The organism is Pantoea alhagi (assembly GCF_002101395.1).
Classification (GTDB): Bacteria; Pseudomonadota; Gammaproteobacteria; order Enterobacterales; family Enterobacteriaceae; genus Mixta; species Mixta alhagi.
This window is the reverse complement of sequence record NZ_CP019706.1, coordinates 14,848-30,524: the sequence shown is the minus strand read 5'-3', so window position 1 is coordinate 30,524 and position 15,677 is coordinate 14,848. Positions and strand designations below refer to the sequence as shown.

The window sequence follows — 15,677 nt, the reverse complement described above, 5'->3', positions numbered from 1 at the left end:
AATTAACAGTCCTGAGAGTGTATTAACCTCGGACCAAAGCAGGCAGGGGGCAAGGATGTTGCTGGCAAAATATCAAGCACTGAAGAAAACAACGCTGGCTTGGGCAGTTGCAATCAGCCTGGTACAGATATCAACCGCTGCGGCGGCAATTATTACGGCCGTGCCGGTAGAAAGAGCCGGTGAATCCATGAGCGCGGCTGCAGGACAACAGCAAATGTTGGCCGCATTGCCACAGGGCGTTAAGCCTTTTTACACCGGCTCGCTGGCATCTTTATACGCTGCCCGCCAGATGCAGCCTGTCTGGCAGGAAAAAGAAGCGGTGCAGCACTTCCAGCAGCAGCTGGCGGAAGTGGCAATTTCCGGGGTTCAGCCGCAGTTTACCCGCTGGGTAGAGCTATTAACCGATCCTGAGATCACCGGTATGGCGCGCGATATTGTTTTATCGGACGCAATGCTGGGTTACCTGCAATTTGTTGCTAACGTGCCGAAGCAGGGTGAAAGCTGGCTCTATAGCCGCGTGCCTTACAAAATGGCGCTGCCGCCGCTTTCGGTTACTAACCAGTGGCTGGCGGCGGTTGACGCCGGGCAGTTGACCCACTTCGTAAATTCGTTAGTTCCGCAGCATCCTCAATATACCCCAATGCATAATGCGCTGAAGCAGTTACTGGCGGATAACCATCCCTGGCCGCAGCTGAAAGATAAACAGACGCTGCGTCCCGGGCAGATCAGCGATGATGTTCCGGCGTTAAAGGAGATCCTGCAGCGTACCGGCATGCTGTCGACACAGGATGACGCGCCAGCGCCGAATGAGGATGCGGAAGCAGCCAATCCCTCACAGAGCGATCGTCTGGCTGTGGTAAGCCCTTCTGCAACACCTGTGGCTGATATGCCAGCGTCCACGCCAGATGCGCCAGGCAATGTCACCTCTTCACAACCGGTGGCGACAAACGACAATATTTATGGTCCCACACTGATTGAGGCGGTAAAGCGCTTTCAGCGTTGGCAGGGTCTGCAAGCCGACGGGGCAATTGGTCCGCGCACGCGCGAATGGCTTAATGTGTCGCCGCAGCTGCGAGCCTCGCTGCTGGCGCTGAACATCCAGCGTTTGCGCCTGCTGCCGGATGATATGCGTAATGGCATCATGGTGAATATCGCCAACTATTCGCTGGTCTATTACGCGGACGGCAATGAAATCTTATCGTCCCGCGTGATTGTAGGGCGTCCCGACCGTAAAACGCCGCTGATGCGCAGCGCTTTAAATAATGTGGTGCTAAATCCGCCATGGAATGTGCCTACTACACTGGTACGACAGGATATTATTCCCAAAGTTAAACGCGATCCCTCTTATCTTTATCAGCACGGCTATACCTTGCTTTCCGGCTGGAGTAATGATGCGGAGGTTATCGATCCCAGCATGATTGACTGGAGTATGGTCTCAGCGGCCACATTCCCCTATCGCATACGTCAGGCACCTGGCGCTCATAATTCGCTGGGACGTTTTAAATTTAATATGCCCAGCTCTGATGCTATCTATTTGCATGACACGCCAAACCATAATCTTTTCCAGAAAGATATTCGCGCGCTGAGTTCTGGCTGCGTGCGGGTAAATAAGGCTTCGGAATTAGCCAATTTGCTGCTGCAGAATGCAGGCTGGGATAAGGCGCGTATATCCAGTAGTTTACAGCAGGGCGATACGCGTTATGTTCCTGTTCGCCATCATGTCCCGGTAAATCTCTTTTATCTCACAGCCTGGGTATCGGATGACGGTAAGACACAGTTCCGCACAGATATTTACAATTACGATACCCCTGCGCAGTCAGGCACGCGTATTCTGGCACAGGCGGGCCAACTCCTGCTTTAATTATTGATTCAGTAAACTTTTTCCCGACTGTCGGTTATTTCTGGCAGTCGGGTTATCGCCTGCATTTTCGTTTATCCTCACATTACTGCCGTTTACTACCTTGACGTCATCCGGAGTGGCGGTTAAGGTGCGGGCTTGTGTACTTTTTGCACGGTTCGCTTTCTTTTCTCAGGTAAACGCAATTTATGGCTAATTTTGATCCACAACGTCGTAAGCTGCTGGTTTTAGGTGGTGCGGCAGCAGGGCTTGCGCTACTTCCAGGCTCAGCTCTTGCCTCTGTTTCGACTTCTCGTCCTCGTATCCTTACGCTGAACAATCTTCACACCGGTGAAACGCTGAAAACCGAGTTTTTTAATGGGCAAAGTTACGATCAGGATGAGCTGGCGCGGTTGAATCACTTTTTCCGCGATTATCGGGCAAATAAAGTTAAAAATATCGACCCCAGGCTGTTCGATCAGCTTTATCGATTACAGGCAATGCTTGAAAATCGTAAACCCATTCAGCTTATTTCCGGTTATCGCTCTTTAGCCACCAATAATATGCTGCGTGGCAAAAGTAAGCGCAGTGGGGTAGCAAAACATAGTTATCACACTCTTGGCCAGGCGATGGATTTTCATATTGAAGGGATTTCTCTGAGCAATATACGCAAAGCGGCGCTAAAAATGCGTGCTGGTGGTGTAGGATATTATCCACGTAGTAACTTTGTGCATATTGATACCGGGCCGGTGCGCCACTGGTAATGCAGAGAACCCCGCCAGCTGTGCGGGTCATGGAGCTTTATGGATTATCATATTATTACCGTAACGGCATTCGCGCAGAACTGCTCGTTAGTTTGGTGCAGTGAAACGCTTGAGGCTGCGCTGGTCGATCCCGGCGGCGATGCGGAATTAATTAAACAACAGGTTGAAGCGAAGAAGGTCACGATAACTGCCATATTGCTCACCCATGGTCATCTGGATCATGTAGGAGCCGCCGCTGAGCTGGCCGCTTATTATGGCGTAGAAATTATCGGGCCGCACAAACTCGATGCCTTCTGGCTGGAAGCTTTGCCAACGCAAAGTCAAATGTTTGGTCTTGCAGAATGCGCGCCGCTTACGCCCGATCGCTGGCTGGAAGAAGGGGAGACGGCACAGGTTGGCAATGCGACGTTGGAAGTTTTGCACTGTCCTGGCCATACACCCGGTCATATTGTTTTTTATCACCGTGCCGGGCGGTTATTGATATCCGGCGACGTTATTTTTAACGGCGGCGTAGGTCGTACAGATTTCCCACAGGGTAGTCACCAGGCGCTGATTGATTCCATTAAAAATAAGCTGCTGCCGCTTGGCGATAATATCACCTTCATTCCTGGTCATGGGCCAATATCCACTTTAGGCCGTGAGCGTATCAGTAATCCTTTTTTAATCTGAATAAAAAATGGGCCCGCAGGCCCATTTTTTACGTCATCGTTTTATAAAACCGCAACGATTGCTTCGCACAGGGCGGCCATATTATCTGGCGTCATGCCAGCTACGTTAACACGTCCTGAATTCACTGCATAAACGCCAAACTCTTCACGCAGGCGAATCACCTGATCTTTACTCAGCCCGCTAAAAGAGAACATCCCGTTCTGATGTGTAATGAAGCTGAAATCGCGGTTAGCGCCTTTTTCCTGGAGCGTATTCACAAACAGCTGACGCATGCGATGAATGCGCTGACGCATATCCGTTAACTCCTGCTCCCAAATCGCACGCAGCGCATCATTACCAAGAATGGTGGCAACAACGGCGGCACCATGCGCCGGAGGATTAGAATAGTTTGCGCGGATAGTATATTTAACCTGGCTGAACGCGGTATCGGCTACGCTGGCATCTGCCGCGACCAGTGTAAAGGCACCCACGCGCTCATTATAAAGACCAAAGTTTTTGGAGTATGAACTGGCGACGATGAGTTCTTCATGGCAGGCAGCAAAAATTCTCAGGCCTTCGGCATCTTCTTCCAGGCCACGCGCAAAGCCCTGATAGGCAAAATCAAACAGCGGCAGCCAGCCACTCGCCTTTGACAGCTGCGCCAGCTGGGCCCACTGTTCTGCGGTAGGATCAATACCCGTTGGGTTGTGACAGCAGCCGTGAAACAGCACTACGTCTCCTGCTTTAGCACCACGCAGGCTGGCCAGCATCGCGTCAAAATCGAGCTGATGGTTCTCTGCATCATAATAATCATATTCGCATACTTCGAGACCGGCAGCGCTGAAGACGTTTTTATGGTTTGGCCAGCTGGGGTTGCTGATCCAGACGCGTTTTGCGCTGGTTTGCGTCGCTAAAAAATCGGCGGCTACGCGCAGGGCACCGGTTCCGCCTGGCGTCTGGGCCGTGCGGGCGCGTTTTGCGCTAACAATGGCGCTCTCCTGTCCAAACAGCAGTGTCTGGGTGCAGCGGGCAAAGTCAGCCAGGCCATCAATGCTGAGATAATTTTTCGTGGTTTCGTTTTCCAGCAGGTACTGCTCGGCTTTTTTAACGCTGGTTAATACCGGCGTTTGCCCGGTTTCATCTTTATAGACACCGATGCCAAGGTTGATTTTATTCGGGCGGTCATCGTTGCGGAAAAGATCGGCTAAACCAAGAATGGGATCGGCGGGTGCAGCAGTGATATTTTCAAACATGTGAGAGGTCCGTAAGCTTCAAGAAAAGCGAAATGAAGCCTCAGGTTAACGCCAGAAAGTTGAAAAGCCAACCGTTTGCGAGAAAAAGAATAGTGAACAGAAGTGCGGGAAGAGGGCAAATAAAAACGGGGCCTTTGGCCCCGTTTTTTAACCTTAGCAGCGCAATATGCTCTGCGGCAGGCGGACTTAGAACTGGTAAACCAGGCCCAGTGCTACGATATCATCAGTATTCAGACCCAGCGCGTTATCATCATCCAGCTGGTTGATACGGTAGTCAACGTAGGTAGACATGTTTTTGTTGAAGTAGTAGGTTGCGCCCACATCAACATATTTGATCAGGTCAGTATCGCCGATACCTTCAATGTCTTTGCCTTTAGACTGAACGTAGGCGATAGACGGACGCAGACCGAAGTCGAACTGGTACTGAGCAACAACTTCAAAGTTTTGCGCTTTATTTGCAAAACCAAACACGCTATCACCACCACCCAGGGAAGCAGTGAACGGAGTCGCATTACGCGTTTCGCCGTACATAGCTGCCAGGTAAATGTTGTTAGCATCGTATTTCAGCGCTGTTGCCCAAGACTCAGCAGTTTTACCCTGACCATAAGTACGGGTAACTGCTGGACTCACGTTGTTACCGTTGGAGTCTTGAACATTATAAATACCAGTGCTCTGCTGGTTAGTACGGTCACTAGCACTATAGCCAGCTGCAAAGCCTACACCGATTGGTGTTTCATAAGAGGTTGAAACACCCCAGCCGTCACCGTTAGAACGACGGGCATCATCACGCTCGTTTTTGCCCTGATACTGAACGGCGAAGTTCCAGCCATCAACCAGACCAAAGAAGTTGGTGTTGCGGTAAGTCAGCAGACCGGTGCTACGACCGTTCATGAAGTTATCGGAGTAACTTGAATCACCACCGAACTCCGGCAGCATATCGGTCCAGCCAATAGCGTCATATACTACGCCGTAGTTACGACCGTAATCGATTGAACCGAAGTCGCCGAATTTCAGGCCAGCAAAGCCCAGACGGGTTTTGTTACCATCCTGAGCGTCAGAACCTTCAGAATTGTTTGCCTGAACGTTATATTCCCACTGGCCGAAACCGGTCAGCTGGTCATTGATCTGAGTTTCGCCCTTAAAACCGAAGCGAACGTAAGTTTGATCGCCATCATTGCCACTATCGTCAGAAAAGTAATGCAGGCCAACTGCTTTACCGTACAGATCCAGCTTGTTACCGTCTTTATTATAAATTTCTGCTGCATTGGCTGCACCGGCAGCTAACAGAGCAGGGATAACCACTGCCAGAATGTTGCGCTTCATCATTTTTTATTACCCTCATTGGAGTTATTTGGACACCTGCCACTGCCGTCAAGAATTATTTACAAAGGCTTGATCAGAGTTTGGTGTCTTCCTGTGTCTGCAGGCATCTTTCCATTCGCCGCCAGGTAATTCTACCTCGAAAATGCTACTAAACCCTAATAGTGGTTTCAGAAAGAAAATATGTATTACAAAATGTAAAATTAACGGAACTTTGTGAGATATCTCAAAATTTACAAAAATAAAAAAAGGCTGACAGAGTCAGCCTTCATATATATATGAATTTCTTATATTTAATGACAGTTTTTAGAAACTGGCATTACGCGGTGTGCGTGGGAAAGGAATAACATCCCTTACATTTTGTACACCGGTGACATAAGCGATCAAACGTTCAAAGCCTAAGCCAAAACCAGAGTGGGGCACGGTGCCATAACGACGCAGGTCGCGATACCACCAGTAATCTTCTTTATTCAGGCCCATTTCACTGAGACGCTGGTCCAGCACATCCAGACGCTCTTCACGCTGTGAACCACCGATAATTTCACCAATGCCTGGCGCCAGCACATCCATCGCCGCCACGGTTTTACCATCTTCATTAAGGCGCATATAAAAAGCTTTAATGTCTTTAGGATAGTTTTTCACCACAACCGGTCCCTGGAAGTGTTTTTCCGCCAGATAGCGTTCATGTTCGGAAGAGAGGTCAATACCCCACTCAACCGGGTTTTCAAACGTCTGACCGCTGGCCAGCAGAATATCGATAGCATCGGTGTAATCGACGCGAGCGAAATCTGCCGTGACGAATTTCTCCAGGCGGCTAACGGCTTCTTTATCAACGCGCTCAGCAAAGAACGCCATATCGTCTGCACGCTCGCTTAACACCGCTTTAAAGACATACTTCAGCATCGCTTCCGCCAGATCCGCTGCATCGTCGAGCGAAGCAAACGCAATTTCCGGTTCCAGCATCCAGAATTCCGCCAGGTGGCGACTGGTATTGGAGTTTTCGGCACGGAAGGTTGGGCCAAAGGTGTAGATTTTTGATAAGGCGCAGGCGTAGGTTTCGCCATTCAGCTGCCCGGAAACCGTCAGGAACGCTTCCTTACCGAAAAAATCTTCATTGAAATCAACTTTGCCCTGCGCATCGCGCGGCAGGTTTTCTAAATCCAGCGTGGAAACGCGGAACATTTCACCGGCACCTTCGGTATCGGATGCGGTGATCAGCGGCGTGGAAACCCAGAAGTAACCATTTTCATGGAAAAAGCGGTGCAGCGCCTGAGCCAGCGTATGGCGCACGCGCGCAACGGCGCCAATGAGATTGGTACGCGGACGCAGGTGAGCAACTTCGCGCAGATACTCAATACTGTGGCGTTTTGCCGCCATCGGATAGGTATCGGGATCTTCTACCCAGCCCACCACCTCAATAGCCGTCGCCTGAATCTCAAAACTCTGTCCCTGGCCCGGAGATTCAACTACGTTGCCCGTGACGATAACGGAACAACCGGTCGTTAAACGCAGCACTTCGCTCTGGTAATTAGGCAGAGAATTATTGACGACAGCCTGAACGGGATTAAAGCAGGAGCCGTCATACACGGCGACAAAGGAAATACCGGCTTTTGAATCTCTTCGGGTACGTACCCAACCGCGCACGGTGACTTCTTCGCCAACCGCAACCTGGCCGAGCAGTACGTCCGCTACAGGCACTACGCTCATAAAGTTCTCTCTTTATTAGTTCGAAAATAAACAGGTTAACCCCGAATTTAGGGCTAATCTATGTTACTTGCCGTCCGGCAGGACACAAGCAGAATTCACCGTCAGGGAACAGTTTTCTTTTTATTTCACGAATTAATGAATATTAGAGAAGAAAATAATCGCCAGCGCGCTGAAAAATCGCGCTGGCAATAAGCGTTAGCTGGCTTTTTTGACCAGGGGAAGATCGAAGGCTTTACGCAATGCGCGCACAAAGGCTTTATCCTGGCAGATAGTTTTGCCCGGGCTGTCGGAAAGTTTAGCCACCGGTTTGCCGTTGCACTCCACCAGCTTGATCACGATATTAAGCGGCTTAACCCCGGGAATATCGCAGGTAAGACGGGTGCCAATACCGAAAACAACATTGGTGCGCTGACCAAAGTGGCGATAGAGATCCACCGCTTTGGTGAAGTCGAGGTTATCGGAAAACACCAGTGTTTTGGTCTGCGGATCGATACCCAGCTTTTGATAATGCGCCAGTGCCTTTTCACCCCATTCCACCGGATCGCCCGAGTCATGACGCAGCCCCTGATAGCGATTGGCAAAGCCGGGTCCGAAATCACGCAGAAAAGCATCCATGGTGATGCAATCGGTCAGGGCAATGCCTAACCTGTCGTCATACTCATCCAGCCAGGCCTGCAACGCCGCGCGTTGGCTGTTAGCTAATATCGGACTGATTTGCTGATGCGCCTGGAACCACTCGTGCGCCTGGGTACCTACCGGCGTAATCCCCAGCTGACGAGCCATATCGTAATTGCTGGAGCCGATAAGCCACGGGAAATCGCGCTGAAGCGTACTGACAATAGCCAACTGCACATCGCGCGAGAAACGACGTCGGGTGCCGAAATCCATCAGGCGGAAGCGCGACATATCGATATTTTGCGTCAGCTGTTTAAAGCTGCTGATTTTTTCCAGCAGGCGATCCACGGCCATTTCCGGCGTCGCCTGCGGCGAACGATGGCGATGAACCACTTCGCTAATCACCGCCAGCAACGGAACTTCCCACATAATCACTTCGCGCCACGGGCCGCTGATACGAATATCCAGCTTGCCCGCATGATTGCGTACTTTTACCTGTTCCGGGTTATAGCGAAAGGTTTTCAGCCAGTCCAGATAATCCGTTTTAAAAAAGGGCAGGCCAGCAAGCCAGGCGTATTCATCATCAGAAAGCGCCAGCTGGCTCATCAGCGCGATCTGAGCGCTAATTTCATCGGCATAGATACCTAACAGATCGTCGCCCCGGCAACGGAATTCTGCGGTAACGGTCACGTCGTGATAACGATGAAACACAGCCTGTTGCATATGAAGCTTGTAGGCATCGGTATCAAGCAGCGTGGTTAAAATCGGGGAAGCGTATCGTGTCATGGTGCGTTTCAGCATCCTCTCGCGCGGGGCGTTTCCGTAGGTGTATACAGGTCGTAAAGATAAAAAGTATAACCTGCCAGCAGATTAATAGAAGCCGATCACAGCATAAAACCCGGTGAGAGGTCGAGAGGAAACGTGCCATTGTAAACAGGATGTAGCATTAACTGCGAAAAGCTGGGTTTCAACATGGCAAGCCAGGCGCAACCGGAATAGACTTAGCGGGTTAAACCATTGTTGATACGAGAAGAGTTTATGACGCAAAAGCCGCAAGTAAAGTACCGCCATGACTACCGGGCTCCAGATTACACCATCACAGATATTGACCTGACCTTTAATCTGGACGCCAGCGTGACCCGCGTCACCGCTGTCAGCAGGGTTAAACGCCTTGGCGCGAATCAGGCCGAGCTGCGTCTGGACGGTGGCGAGTTAACGCTGGTCTCGCTGATGGTTGATGACCAGCCGTGGGAGGCTTACCGCCTGGAAGAGGGCGCGTTGGTGCTCACCGGCCTGCCGGATAATTTCACGCTGCACATCGTCAACGATATTCACCCGGATAAAAACAGCGCGCTGGAGGGATTGTATCAATCCGGCGAGGCGCTTTGTACGCAGTGCGAGGCGGAAGGTTTCCGTCATATTACCTGGTATCTGGATCGCCCCGATGTGCTGGCGCGTTTCACCACGACGCTGATTGCCGATCGGGCGCGTTATCCGTTCCTGCTGTCAAACGGCAACCGCGTTGATGCCGGACAGATGGATGATGGACGCCACTGGATTAAGTGGCAGGATCCTTTCCCTAAACCCTGTTATCTGTTTGCGCTGGTTGCCGGCGATTTCGACGTATTGCGCGACAGCTTTACCACCCGCTCTGGTCGCGATGTCGCGCTGGAGATCTACGTGGATCGCGGTAACCTCGACCGAGCAGACTGGGCGATGACCTCGCTGAAAAACAGCATGAAATGGGACGAGGAACGCTTTGGCCTGGAGTATGACCTTGACGTCTTTATGATCGTCGCGGTGGATTTCTTTAATATGGGCGCGATGGAGAATAAAGGCCTGAATATCTTTAACTCCAAATATGTGCTGGCAAAAGCGGAAACCGCAACCGACAAAGATTACCTTGGCATTGAAGCGGTGATCGGCCACGAATATTTCCATAACTGGACCGGTAACCGCGTCACCTGCCGTGACTGGTTCCAGCTCAGCCTGAAAGAGGGGCTGACGGTATTCCGCGACCAGGAGTTCAGCTCCGATCTTGGCTCGCGTGCGGTAAACCGTATCGATAACGTACGCATCATGCGCGGCGCGCAGTTTGCTGAAGATGCCAGTCCGATGGCGCACCCGATTCGTCCCGAACAGGTTATCGAGATGAATAACTTCTATACGCTTACGGTGTATGAAAAGGGGTCGGAAGTGATCCGCATGCTGCATACACTGCTGGGCGAAGAGAATTTCCAGAAAGGGATGCAGCTCTATTTTGAGCGTCACGACGGCAGTGCTGCCACCTGTGACGATTTTGTACAGGCGATGGAGGATGCTTCCCACATCGATCTGACGCAGTTCCGCCGCTGGTACAGCCAGTCCGGTACGCCGGTGCTGAGCGTGCGCGACGACTATAATCCGGAGCTGGAGCAATATACGCTGCACGTTACGCAAATGACGCCGCCAACAGCCGATCAGCAGGAGAAGCTGCCGCTGCATATTCCGCTTGATATTGAGCTGTATGACGATCGGGGCGAGCCGATTCCGCTTCAGCACAACGGTGAGCCAGTTCATCATGTTCTGAACGTGACGGAAGAGTTCCAGACCTTTATTTTCGATAAGGTCTGGCACCAGCCGGTGCCTTCGCTGCTGCGTGAGTTCTCCGCGCCGGTTAAGCTGGATTACAACTGGAGCGATGCTCAGTTAACCTTCCTGATGCGCCATGCGCGTAACGATTTTTCGCGCTGGGACGCCGCGCAAAGCCTGCTGGCGACCTATATCAAGCTCAACGTGGCGCGCTTCCAGCAAGGGCAGGCGTTATCATTGCCGCTGCATGTGGCTGATGCTTTCCGTGCGGTGCTGCTGGATGAGCATAGCGATCCGGCGCTGATGGCGTTGATCCTCACCTTACCGGGCGAAAATGAAATTGCTGCCCTGTTCGATACTATCGATCCGGAAGCTAACGCTGCGGTGCGCGATGCGCTGATGCGTACGCTGGCCGTTGAACTGGCTGATGAGTGGCTGGCTGTCTATAACGCGTATCAAACGCCGGAGTATCGCGTTGAACATGCGGATATTGGCAAACGTGCGCTGAAAAATGTCTGCCTGAGCTATCTGGCGCTGGGCGACGCGACGCTGGCAAACCGTCTGGTCCAGGCGCAGTATCAGCAGGCCAATAATATGACCGATGCGCTGGCGGCGCTTTCAGCGGCGGTTATGGCGCAGCTTGACTGTCGTGATGAGATGCTGAGCGCATGGGATGAGCGCTGGCATAAGGATGGCCTGGTAATGGATAAGTGGTTTACGCTGCAGGCCACCAGCCCGTCGCTGGATGTGCTGACGCGCGTGCGTTCGCTACTGAACCATCGCTCCTTCAGCATGGGCAATCCAAACCGCGTGCGTTCCCTGATTGGCGCTTTCGCCTCGGCTAATCCGGCGGCTTTCCATGCCAGGGACGGAAGCGGCTATCGCTTCCTGGTAGAGATGCTGACCGATCTCAACAGCCGTAACCCTCAGGTGGCGGCGCGAATGATTGAGCCGCTGATTCGTCTGAAACGTTACGATGACGACCGTCAACGTATGATGCGCGAAGCGCTGGAACAGCTGCGCGATCTGGACAATCTCTCTGGCGATCTCTATGAGAAAATCAGTAAGGCGTTAAGCGCGTAATCACCTTAAAGGGCGACGAACTCAACGCGAGTTGAGCACTGTCAGAGCGTAAAGATGTACAAAGCACGGTTTAAGGCATCCTTATAAAAACGTTCTGCTGCCGGTCGCCCGGCACGTTGAGTCAGGAAAACTTTTCAGGGCAGCTATCGCTGCCCTTTTTAATGCCTGCCGTCACCGTTGGGCATAGCGCGGCAGATCGCTTACCGGCGCTTCGCGCTGCAGCACCCGTTGCAGCACTTCGGCCTCCAGCTCAGCCAGCCGTGCAGAGCCGCGACGACGTGGACGAGGTAAATCAATCATTAAATCCAGCCCAATCTTTCCCTCTTCAATCAGTAAAACCCGATCGGCTAACGCTACCGCTTCACTGACATCGTGAGTTACCAGCAGAACGGTGAAGCTCTGCTGACGCCAGAGTTTTTCAATCAGCACCTGCATTTCAATGCGCGTCAGGGCATCAAGCGCCCCCAGCGGCTCATCCAGCAGCAGCAGGCCGGGGCGATGAATCAGCGCACGCGCCAGCGCCACGCGCTGTCGTTGACCGCCCGATAAAGCGGCTGGCCAGTCCCGGGCGCGATCGGCCAGGTTTACCGCTTCCAGCGCCTGCAACGCCGCCGCTTGCCAGTCGCCGCGCAATCCCAGCCCCACATTGTCGATGACCCGCTTCCAGGGCAGCAGGCGCGCATCCTGAAACATCAGGCGTGTCTCTTCGCGCGCCGAGGAAAGCGGCGCCTGGCCTGCCAGCAGCTCGCCTTCGCTGGCCGCTTCCAGCCCGGCAAGCAGGCGCAGCAGGGTACTTTTACCACAGCCGCTGCGCCCAACCACTGCAACGAACTGACCAGCGGGAATGTGCAAGTTGATTCCGTGCAAAATAGATCGATCGCCAAAGCGTTTGCTGACGCCCTGTAAGCCGATAGGCGTACCGATATTAAGCCGTGACGGCGTAGCGATGGCACTCATACTGCGGCCTCCTTCAGTTGATAAGCTGGATGCCAGCGTAGCCATACGCGCTCCAGCAGAACGGCGCTGACATCGGCCAGCTTGCCCAGCAGCGCATAGAGAATAATGGCAACCACCACCACATCGGTTTGTAAAAACTCCCGGGCGTTCATCGCCAGATAGCCGATGCCGGAATTGGCAGAAATAGTCTCTGCGACAATCAGCGTCAGCCACATCAATCCAAGCGCAAAACGGATACCGACCATAATTGAGGGCAGGGCGCCGGGCAGCATCACCTCACTAAACAGACGCCAGCCGGAAAGGCCGTAGCTGCGTGCCATCTCTACCAGTCCGCGATCGATATTACGGATGCCGTGAAAAGTGTTGAGATAGACCGGAAACAGCGTGCCGAGCGCCACCAGAAAAATCTTCGCCGCCTCATCAATACCGAACCACAGAATCACCAGCGGAATAAGCGCCAGATGGGGAATATTCCGTAACATCTGCACCGAGGTATCCAGCAGGCGCTCGCCCCAGTGGGACGCGCCCGCCAGCAGCCCCAACGCCAGACCAAGGGTACCGCCGATGGCAAAGCCGGTCAGCGCCCGCCAGCTGCTGATTGCCAGATGCTGCCACAGCTCACCGCTGGCGCTCAGATGCCAGAACGTCAACACCACGCTCTGCGGTGCGGGTAGAATGCGGGTAGAAAGCCAGCCGGTTTGCGAGGCGAGCTGCCAGATAACCAGCAGCGTGGCCGGCAGCAGCCAGGGCACCAGCGGATGCCGGGAACTCAGATTTTTGCTCATCCCTCTCTCCTTCAACTTTGCGACACTTTTTGCGGGGCGAAATCATTCGCCACCGCCTCGCCGTGCGCCTGCACTTTGCGCGGGGCGGGAATTTCTGGCACCGCCAAATCCAGATGCGGAAACAGCAACTCGCCTACCCGCCAGGCTTCCTCGAGGTGCGGATAGCCGGAGAGAATAAAGGTTTCAATGCCGAGATCGGCATACTCTTGCATACGTGCCGCCACCGTTGCGCCATCGCCAACCAGCGCGGTACCGGCACCGCCGCGCACCAGACCGACGCCTGCCCACAGGTTCGGGCTGATCTCAAGCTTATCGCGACGGCCCTGATGCAGCGCCGCCATGCGCTGCTGGCCAACCGAATCGGTACGCGCCAGCGCCGCCTGCGCTTTAGCAATAGTGGCATCATCCAGATGCGATATCAGCCGTTCCGCAGCCTGCCAGGCCTCGCTGTTAGTTTCGCGAACAATAACGTGCAGTCGAATGCCGAAACGCACCTGGCGGCCCTGCGCGGCAGCTTTGACACGCACCTGCTCGATCTTCTCTTTGACTAATGCCGGCGGTTCGCCCCAGGTGAGATAGACATCCACCTGTTCCGCTGCCAGATCCTGCGCTACGGGGGAAGAGCCGCCGAACCACAGAGGCGGACGCGGCTGCTGAACAGGTTTAAACATCAGCCGCGCGCCGCGCACTTGCAGATAGTCACCCTGATAGTCAACGGTTTCCCCTTCCAGCACGCGCCGCCAGATGCGGGTAAACTCAGCGGATTCCGCATAGCGTTCGGTGTGATCGAGAAATATGCCGTCGCCCGCCAGCTCCTCCGGATCGCCGCCGGTCACCAGATTAAACAGCGCGCGTCCGTTGGAGAGCCGATCCAGCGTCGCTGCCTGCCGTGCCGCCTGGGTAGGTGAAATCACGCCGGGCCGCAGCGCCACCAGAAAACGCAGCCGTTGCGTAACCGGGATCAGCGATGCGGCCACCAGCCAGGCGTCTTCGCAGGAACGCCCGGTGGGGATGAGCACACCGCCAAATCCCAAACGATCCGCTGCCTGCGCAATCTGTTGCAAATAACTGTGGTCAACCGGGCGAGCGCCTTCCGCCGTGCCGAGATAGTGACCGTCGCCATGAGTAGGCAAAAACCAGAATACGGATAACGCCATGATAATACTCCTTATTCACTGAACGGTTGCGCCGCGCCAGATATGGCTGGTGACGTCGAGTTTTACGGGAAGCAGATGGTTTTGATAAAACAGATCGGCAGTGCGCTGCTGCGCCTGAACGATGGGCTCGCTAACCGGTAAAATCTGGGTTGGCGGCCGATGGTCGAGATAGCTGCTGATAACCTTTTCCGGCAGGCCCATACTTTGTGCCAGCAGCCTGATGCTTTCCGCTCGCTGGCTTTGAGTCAGGGCATCCGCCTGGCTAAAAATATCCAGCACCGACTGAATAAATGCGCCGTGAGCCCCGACATAGCTGCGAGTTGCCAGATAAAAAGAGCCGGTGAGATTGAGTGCGCTGCCATCGGTAAGCACCCGTACATTGCCCTGCTGCAGCGCAGCGGAATAGTACGGGTCCCAGATGGCCCATGCATCGACATTACCCTGCTGAAAGGCGGCGCGGGCATCGGCAGGCGTCAGCCAGACGGGCTGGATATCCTTAAAGCTCAGTCCTGCTTTTTGCAGCGCGCGCAGCAGCAAATTGTGAGAGCTGGAGCCCTTCTGCAGGGCGACTTTGTGTCCCTTCAACCCGGCTACCGTTTTGATCGGGCTGTTATCCGCGACCAGGATCACCTCAGCCTGCGGTTTAGGCGGCTCCGCGCCGACATATAGCAGATCGGCACCTGCCGCCTGAGCGAACAGCGGCGGAATATCGCCGGTGCTGCCCAGATCGATGCTGCCAACATTTAACGCTTCCAGCATTTGCGGTCCGGCAGGGAACTCGATCCAGCGAATCCGGGTATGCGGATAACGCTGTTCCAGCAGCCGGTGGGTTTTAGCCAGTACCATACTGACAGACCCTTTTTGATAGCCAATACGAATGGCCTGGGGATCCGGACTGGCGGCCTGCAGCGCAGCAGTGATGCTCAACAATGCCATCAACAGCGCGCCACGCAACAAGCGGGAGAAAGATATCATGCGCG

The 15,677-nt window shown here is 53.7% G+C and carries 12 protein-coding genes; 4 read left to right on the top strand and 8 right to left on the bottom strand.

The genetic code is table 11. The annotated features are described in order from the left end of the window. Positions 1–55 precede the first annotated feature (55 nt). From ldtD to B1H58_RS00115, 3 genes are all read left to right on the top strand, one after another. The gene (ldtD, locus tag B1H58_RS00125; RefSeq protein ID WP_085067408.1) at positions 56–1,861 is read left to right on the top strand and encodes a L,D-transpeptidase; all 1,806 of its coding nucleotides are present in this window, start codon (positions 56–58) and stop codon (positions 1,859–1,861) included. 185 nt (positions 1,862–2,046) lie between these two features. After that, positions 2,047–2,601, top strand: coding sequence for a peptidoglycan L,D-endopeptidase MepK (gene mepK / locus B1H58_RS00120; RefSeq protein ID WP_085067407.1), 555 nt, complete (start codon positions 2,047–2,049; stop codon positions 2,599–2,601). Between the two features lie 39 nt (positions 2,602–2,640). Continuing rightward, on the top strand, positions 2,641–3,270 hold the full coding sequence (locus B1H58_RS00115) for an MBL fold metallo-hydrolase (RefSeq protein WP_085067406.1): 630 nt from the start codon (positions 2,641–2,643) through the stop codon (positions 3,268–3,270). Between the two features lie 41 nt (positions 3,271–3,311). On the opposite strand, the gene B1H58_RS00110 is transcribed toward B1H58_RS00115, so the two are convergent. The 4 genes from B1H58_RS00110 to pncB form a co-directional block, all read right to left on the bottom strand. Further along, positions 3,312–4,502 carry an amino acid aminotransferase gene (locus B1H58_RS00110; protein WP_085067405.1) on the bottom strand — a complete coding sequence of 397 codons (1,191 nt, stop codon included), beginning with the start codon at positions 4,500–4,502 and terminating at the stop codon, positions 3,312–3,314. A gap of 186 nt (positions 4,503–4,688) precedes the next feature. Beyond that, a complete protein-coding gene (ompF, locus tag B1H58_RS00105; protein WP_085067404.1) occupies positions 4,689–5,828 on the bottom strand; it encodes a porin OmpF in 1,140 nt (379 codons plus the stop codon). A gap of 300 nt (positions 5,829–6,128) precedes the next feature. Next, positions 6,129–7,529 (bottom strand): asparagine--tRNA ligase, encoded by a 1,401-nt coding sequence (asnS, locus tag B1H58_RS00100; RefSeq protein WP_085067403.1) that lies wholly within the window; start codon positions 7,527–7,529, stop codon positions 6,129–6,131. A 195-nt stretch (positions 7,530–7,724) separates the two neighbouring features. Next, the gene (pncB, locus tag B1H58_RS00095; RefSeq protein WP_085072196.1) at positions 7,725–8,930 is read right to left on the bottom strand and encodes a nicotinate phosphoribosyltransferase; all 1,206 of its coding nucleotides are present in this window, start codon (positions 8,928–8,930) and stop codon (positions 7,725–7,727) included. A 252-nt stretch (positions 8,931–9,182) separates the two neighbouring features. Here pncB and pepN point away from each other — a divergent pair, with 252 nt between their 5' ends. Next, positions 9,183–11,798, top strand: a complete 2,616-nt coding sequence (gene pepN, locus B1H58_RS00090) for an aminopeptidase N (protein WP_085067402.1) — start codon at positions 9,183–9,185, stop codon at positions 11,796–11,798. Between the two features lie 171 nt (positions 11,799–11,969). On the opposite strand, the gene ssuB is transcribed toward pepN, so the two are convergent. Genes ssuB through B1H58_RS00070 form a run of 4 tightly spaced genes read right to left on the bottom strand, consistent with a single transcriptional unit; the run spans position 11,970 to position 15,672 of the window. Further along, complete coding sequence (ssuB, locus tag B1H58_RS00085) at positions 11,970–12,755, bottom strand: aliphatic sulfonates ABC transporter ATP-binding protein (RefSeq protein WP_085067401.1); 786 nt, start codon at positions 12,753–12,755, stop codon at positions 11,970–11,972. After that, positions 12,752–13,540, bottom strand: coding sequence for an aliphatic sulfonate ABC transporter permease SsuC (ssuC, locus tag B1H58_RS00080; RefSeq protein WP_085067400.1), 789 nt, complete (start codon positions 13,538–13,540; stop codon positions 12,752–12,754). The genes ssuB and ssuC overlap by 4 nt, the downstream gene beginning before the upstream one ends. Before the next feature lie 11 nt (positions 13,541–13,551). Then, positions 13,552–14,697, bottom strand: coding sequence for an FMNH2-dependent alkanesulfonate monooxygenase (gene ssuD, locus B1H58_RS00075; RefSeq protein ID WP_085067399.1), 1,146 nt, complete (start codon positions 14,695–14,697; stop codon positions 13,552–13,554). A gap of 15 nt (positions 14,698–14,712) precedes the next feature. Continuing rightward, positions 14,713–15,672 (bottom strand): sulfonate ABC transporter substrate-binding protein, encoded by a 960-nt coding sequence (locus B1H58_RS00070; protein WP_085067398.1) that lies wholly within the window; start codon positions 15,670–15,672, stop codon positions 14,713–14,715. Between the last annotated feature and the right edge of the window lie 5 nt (positions 15,673–15,677).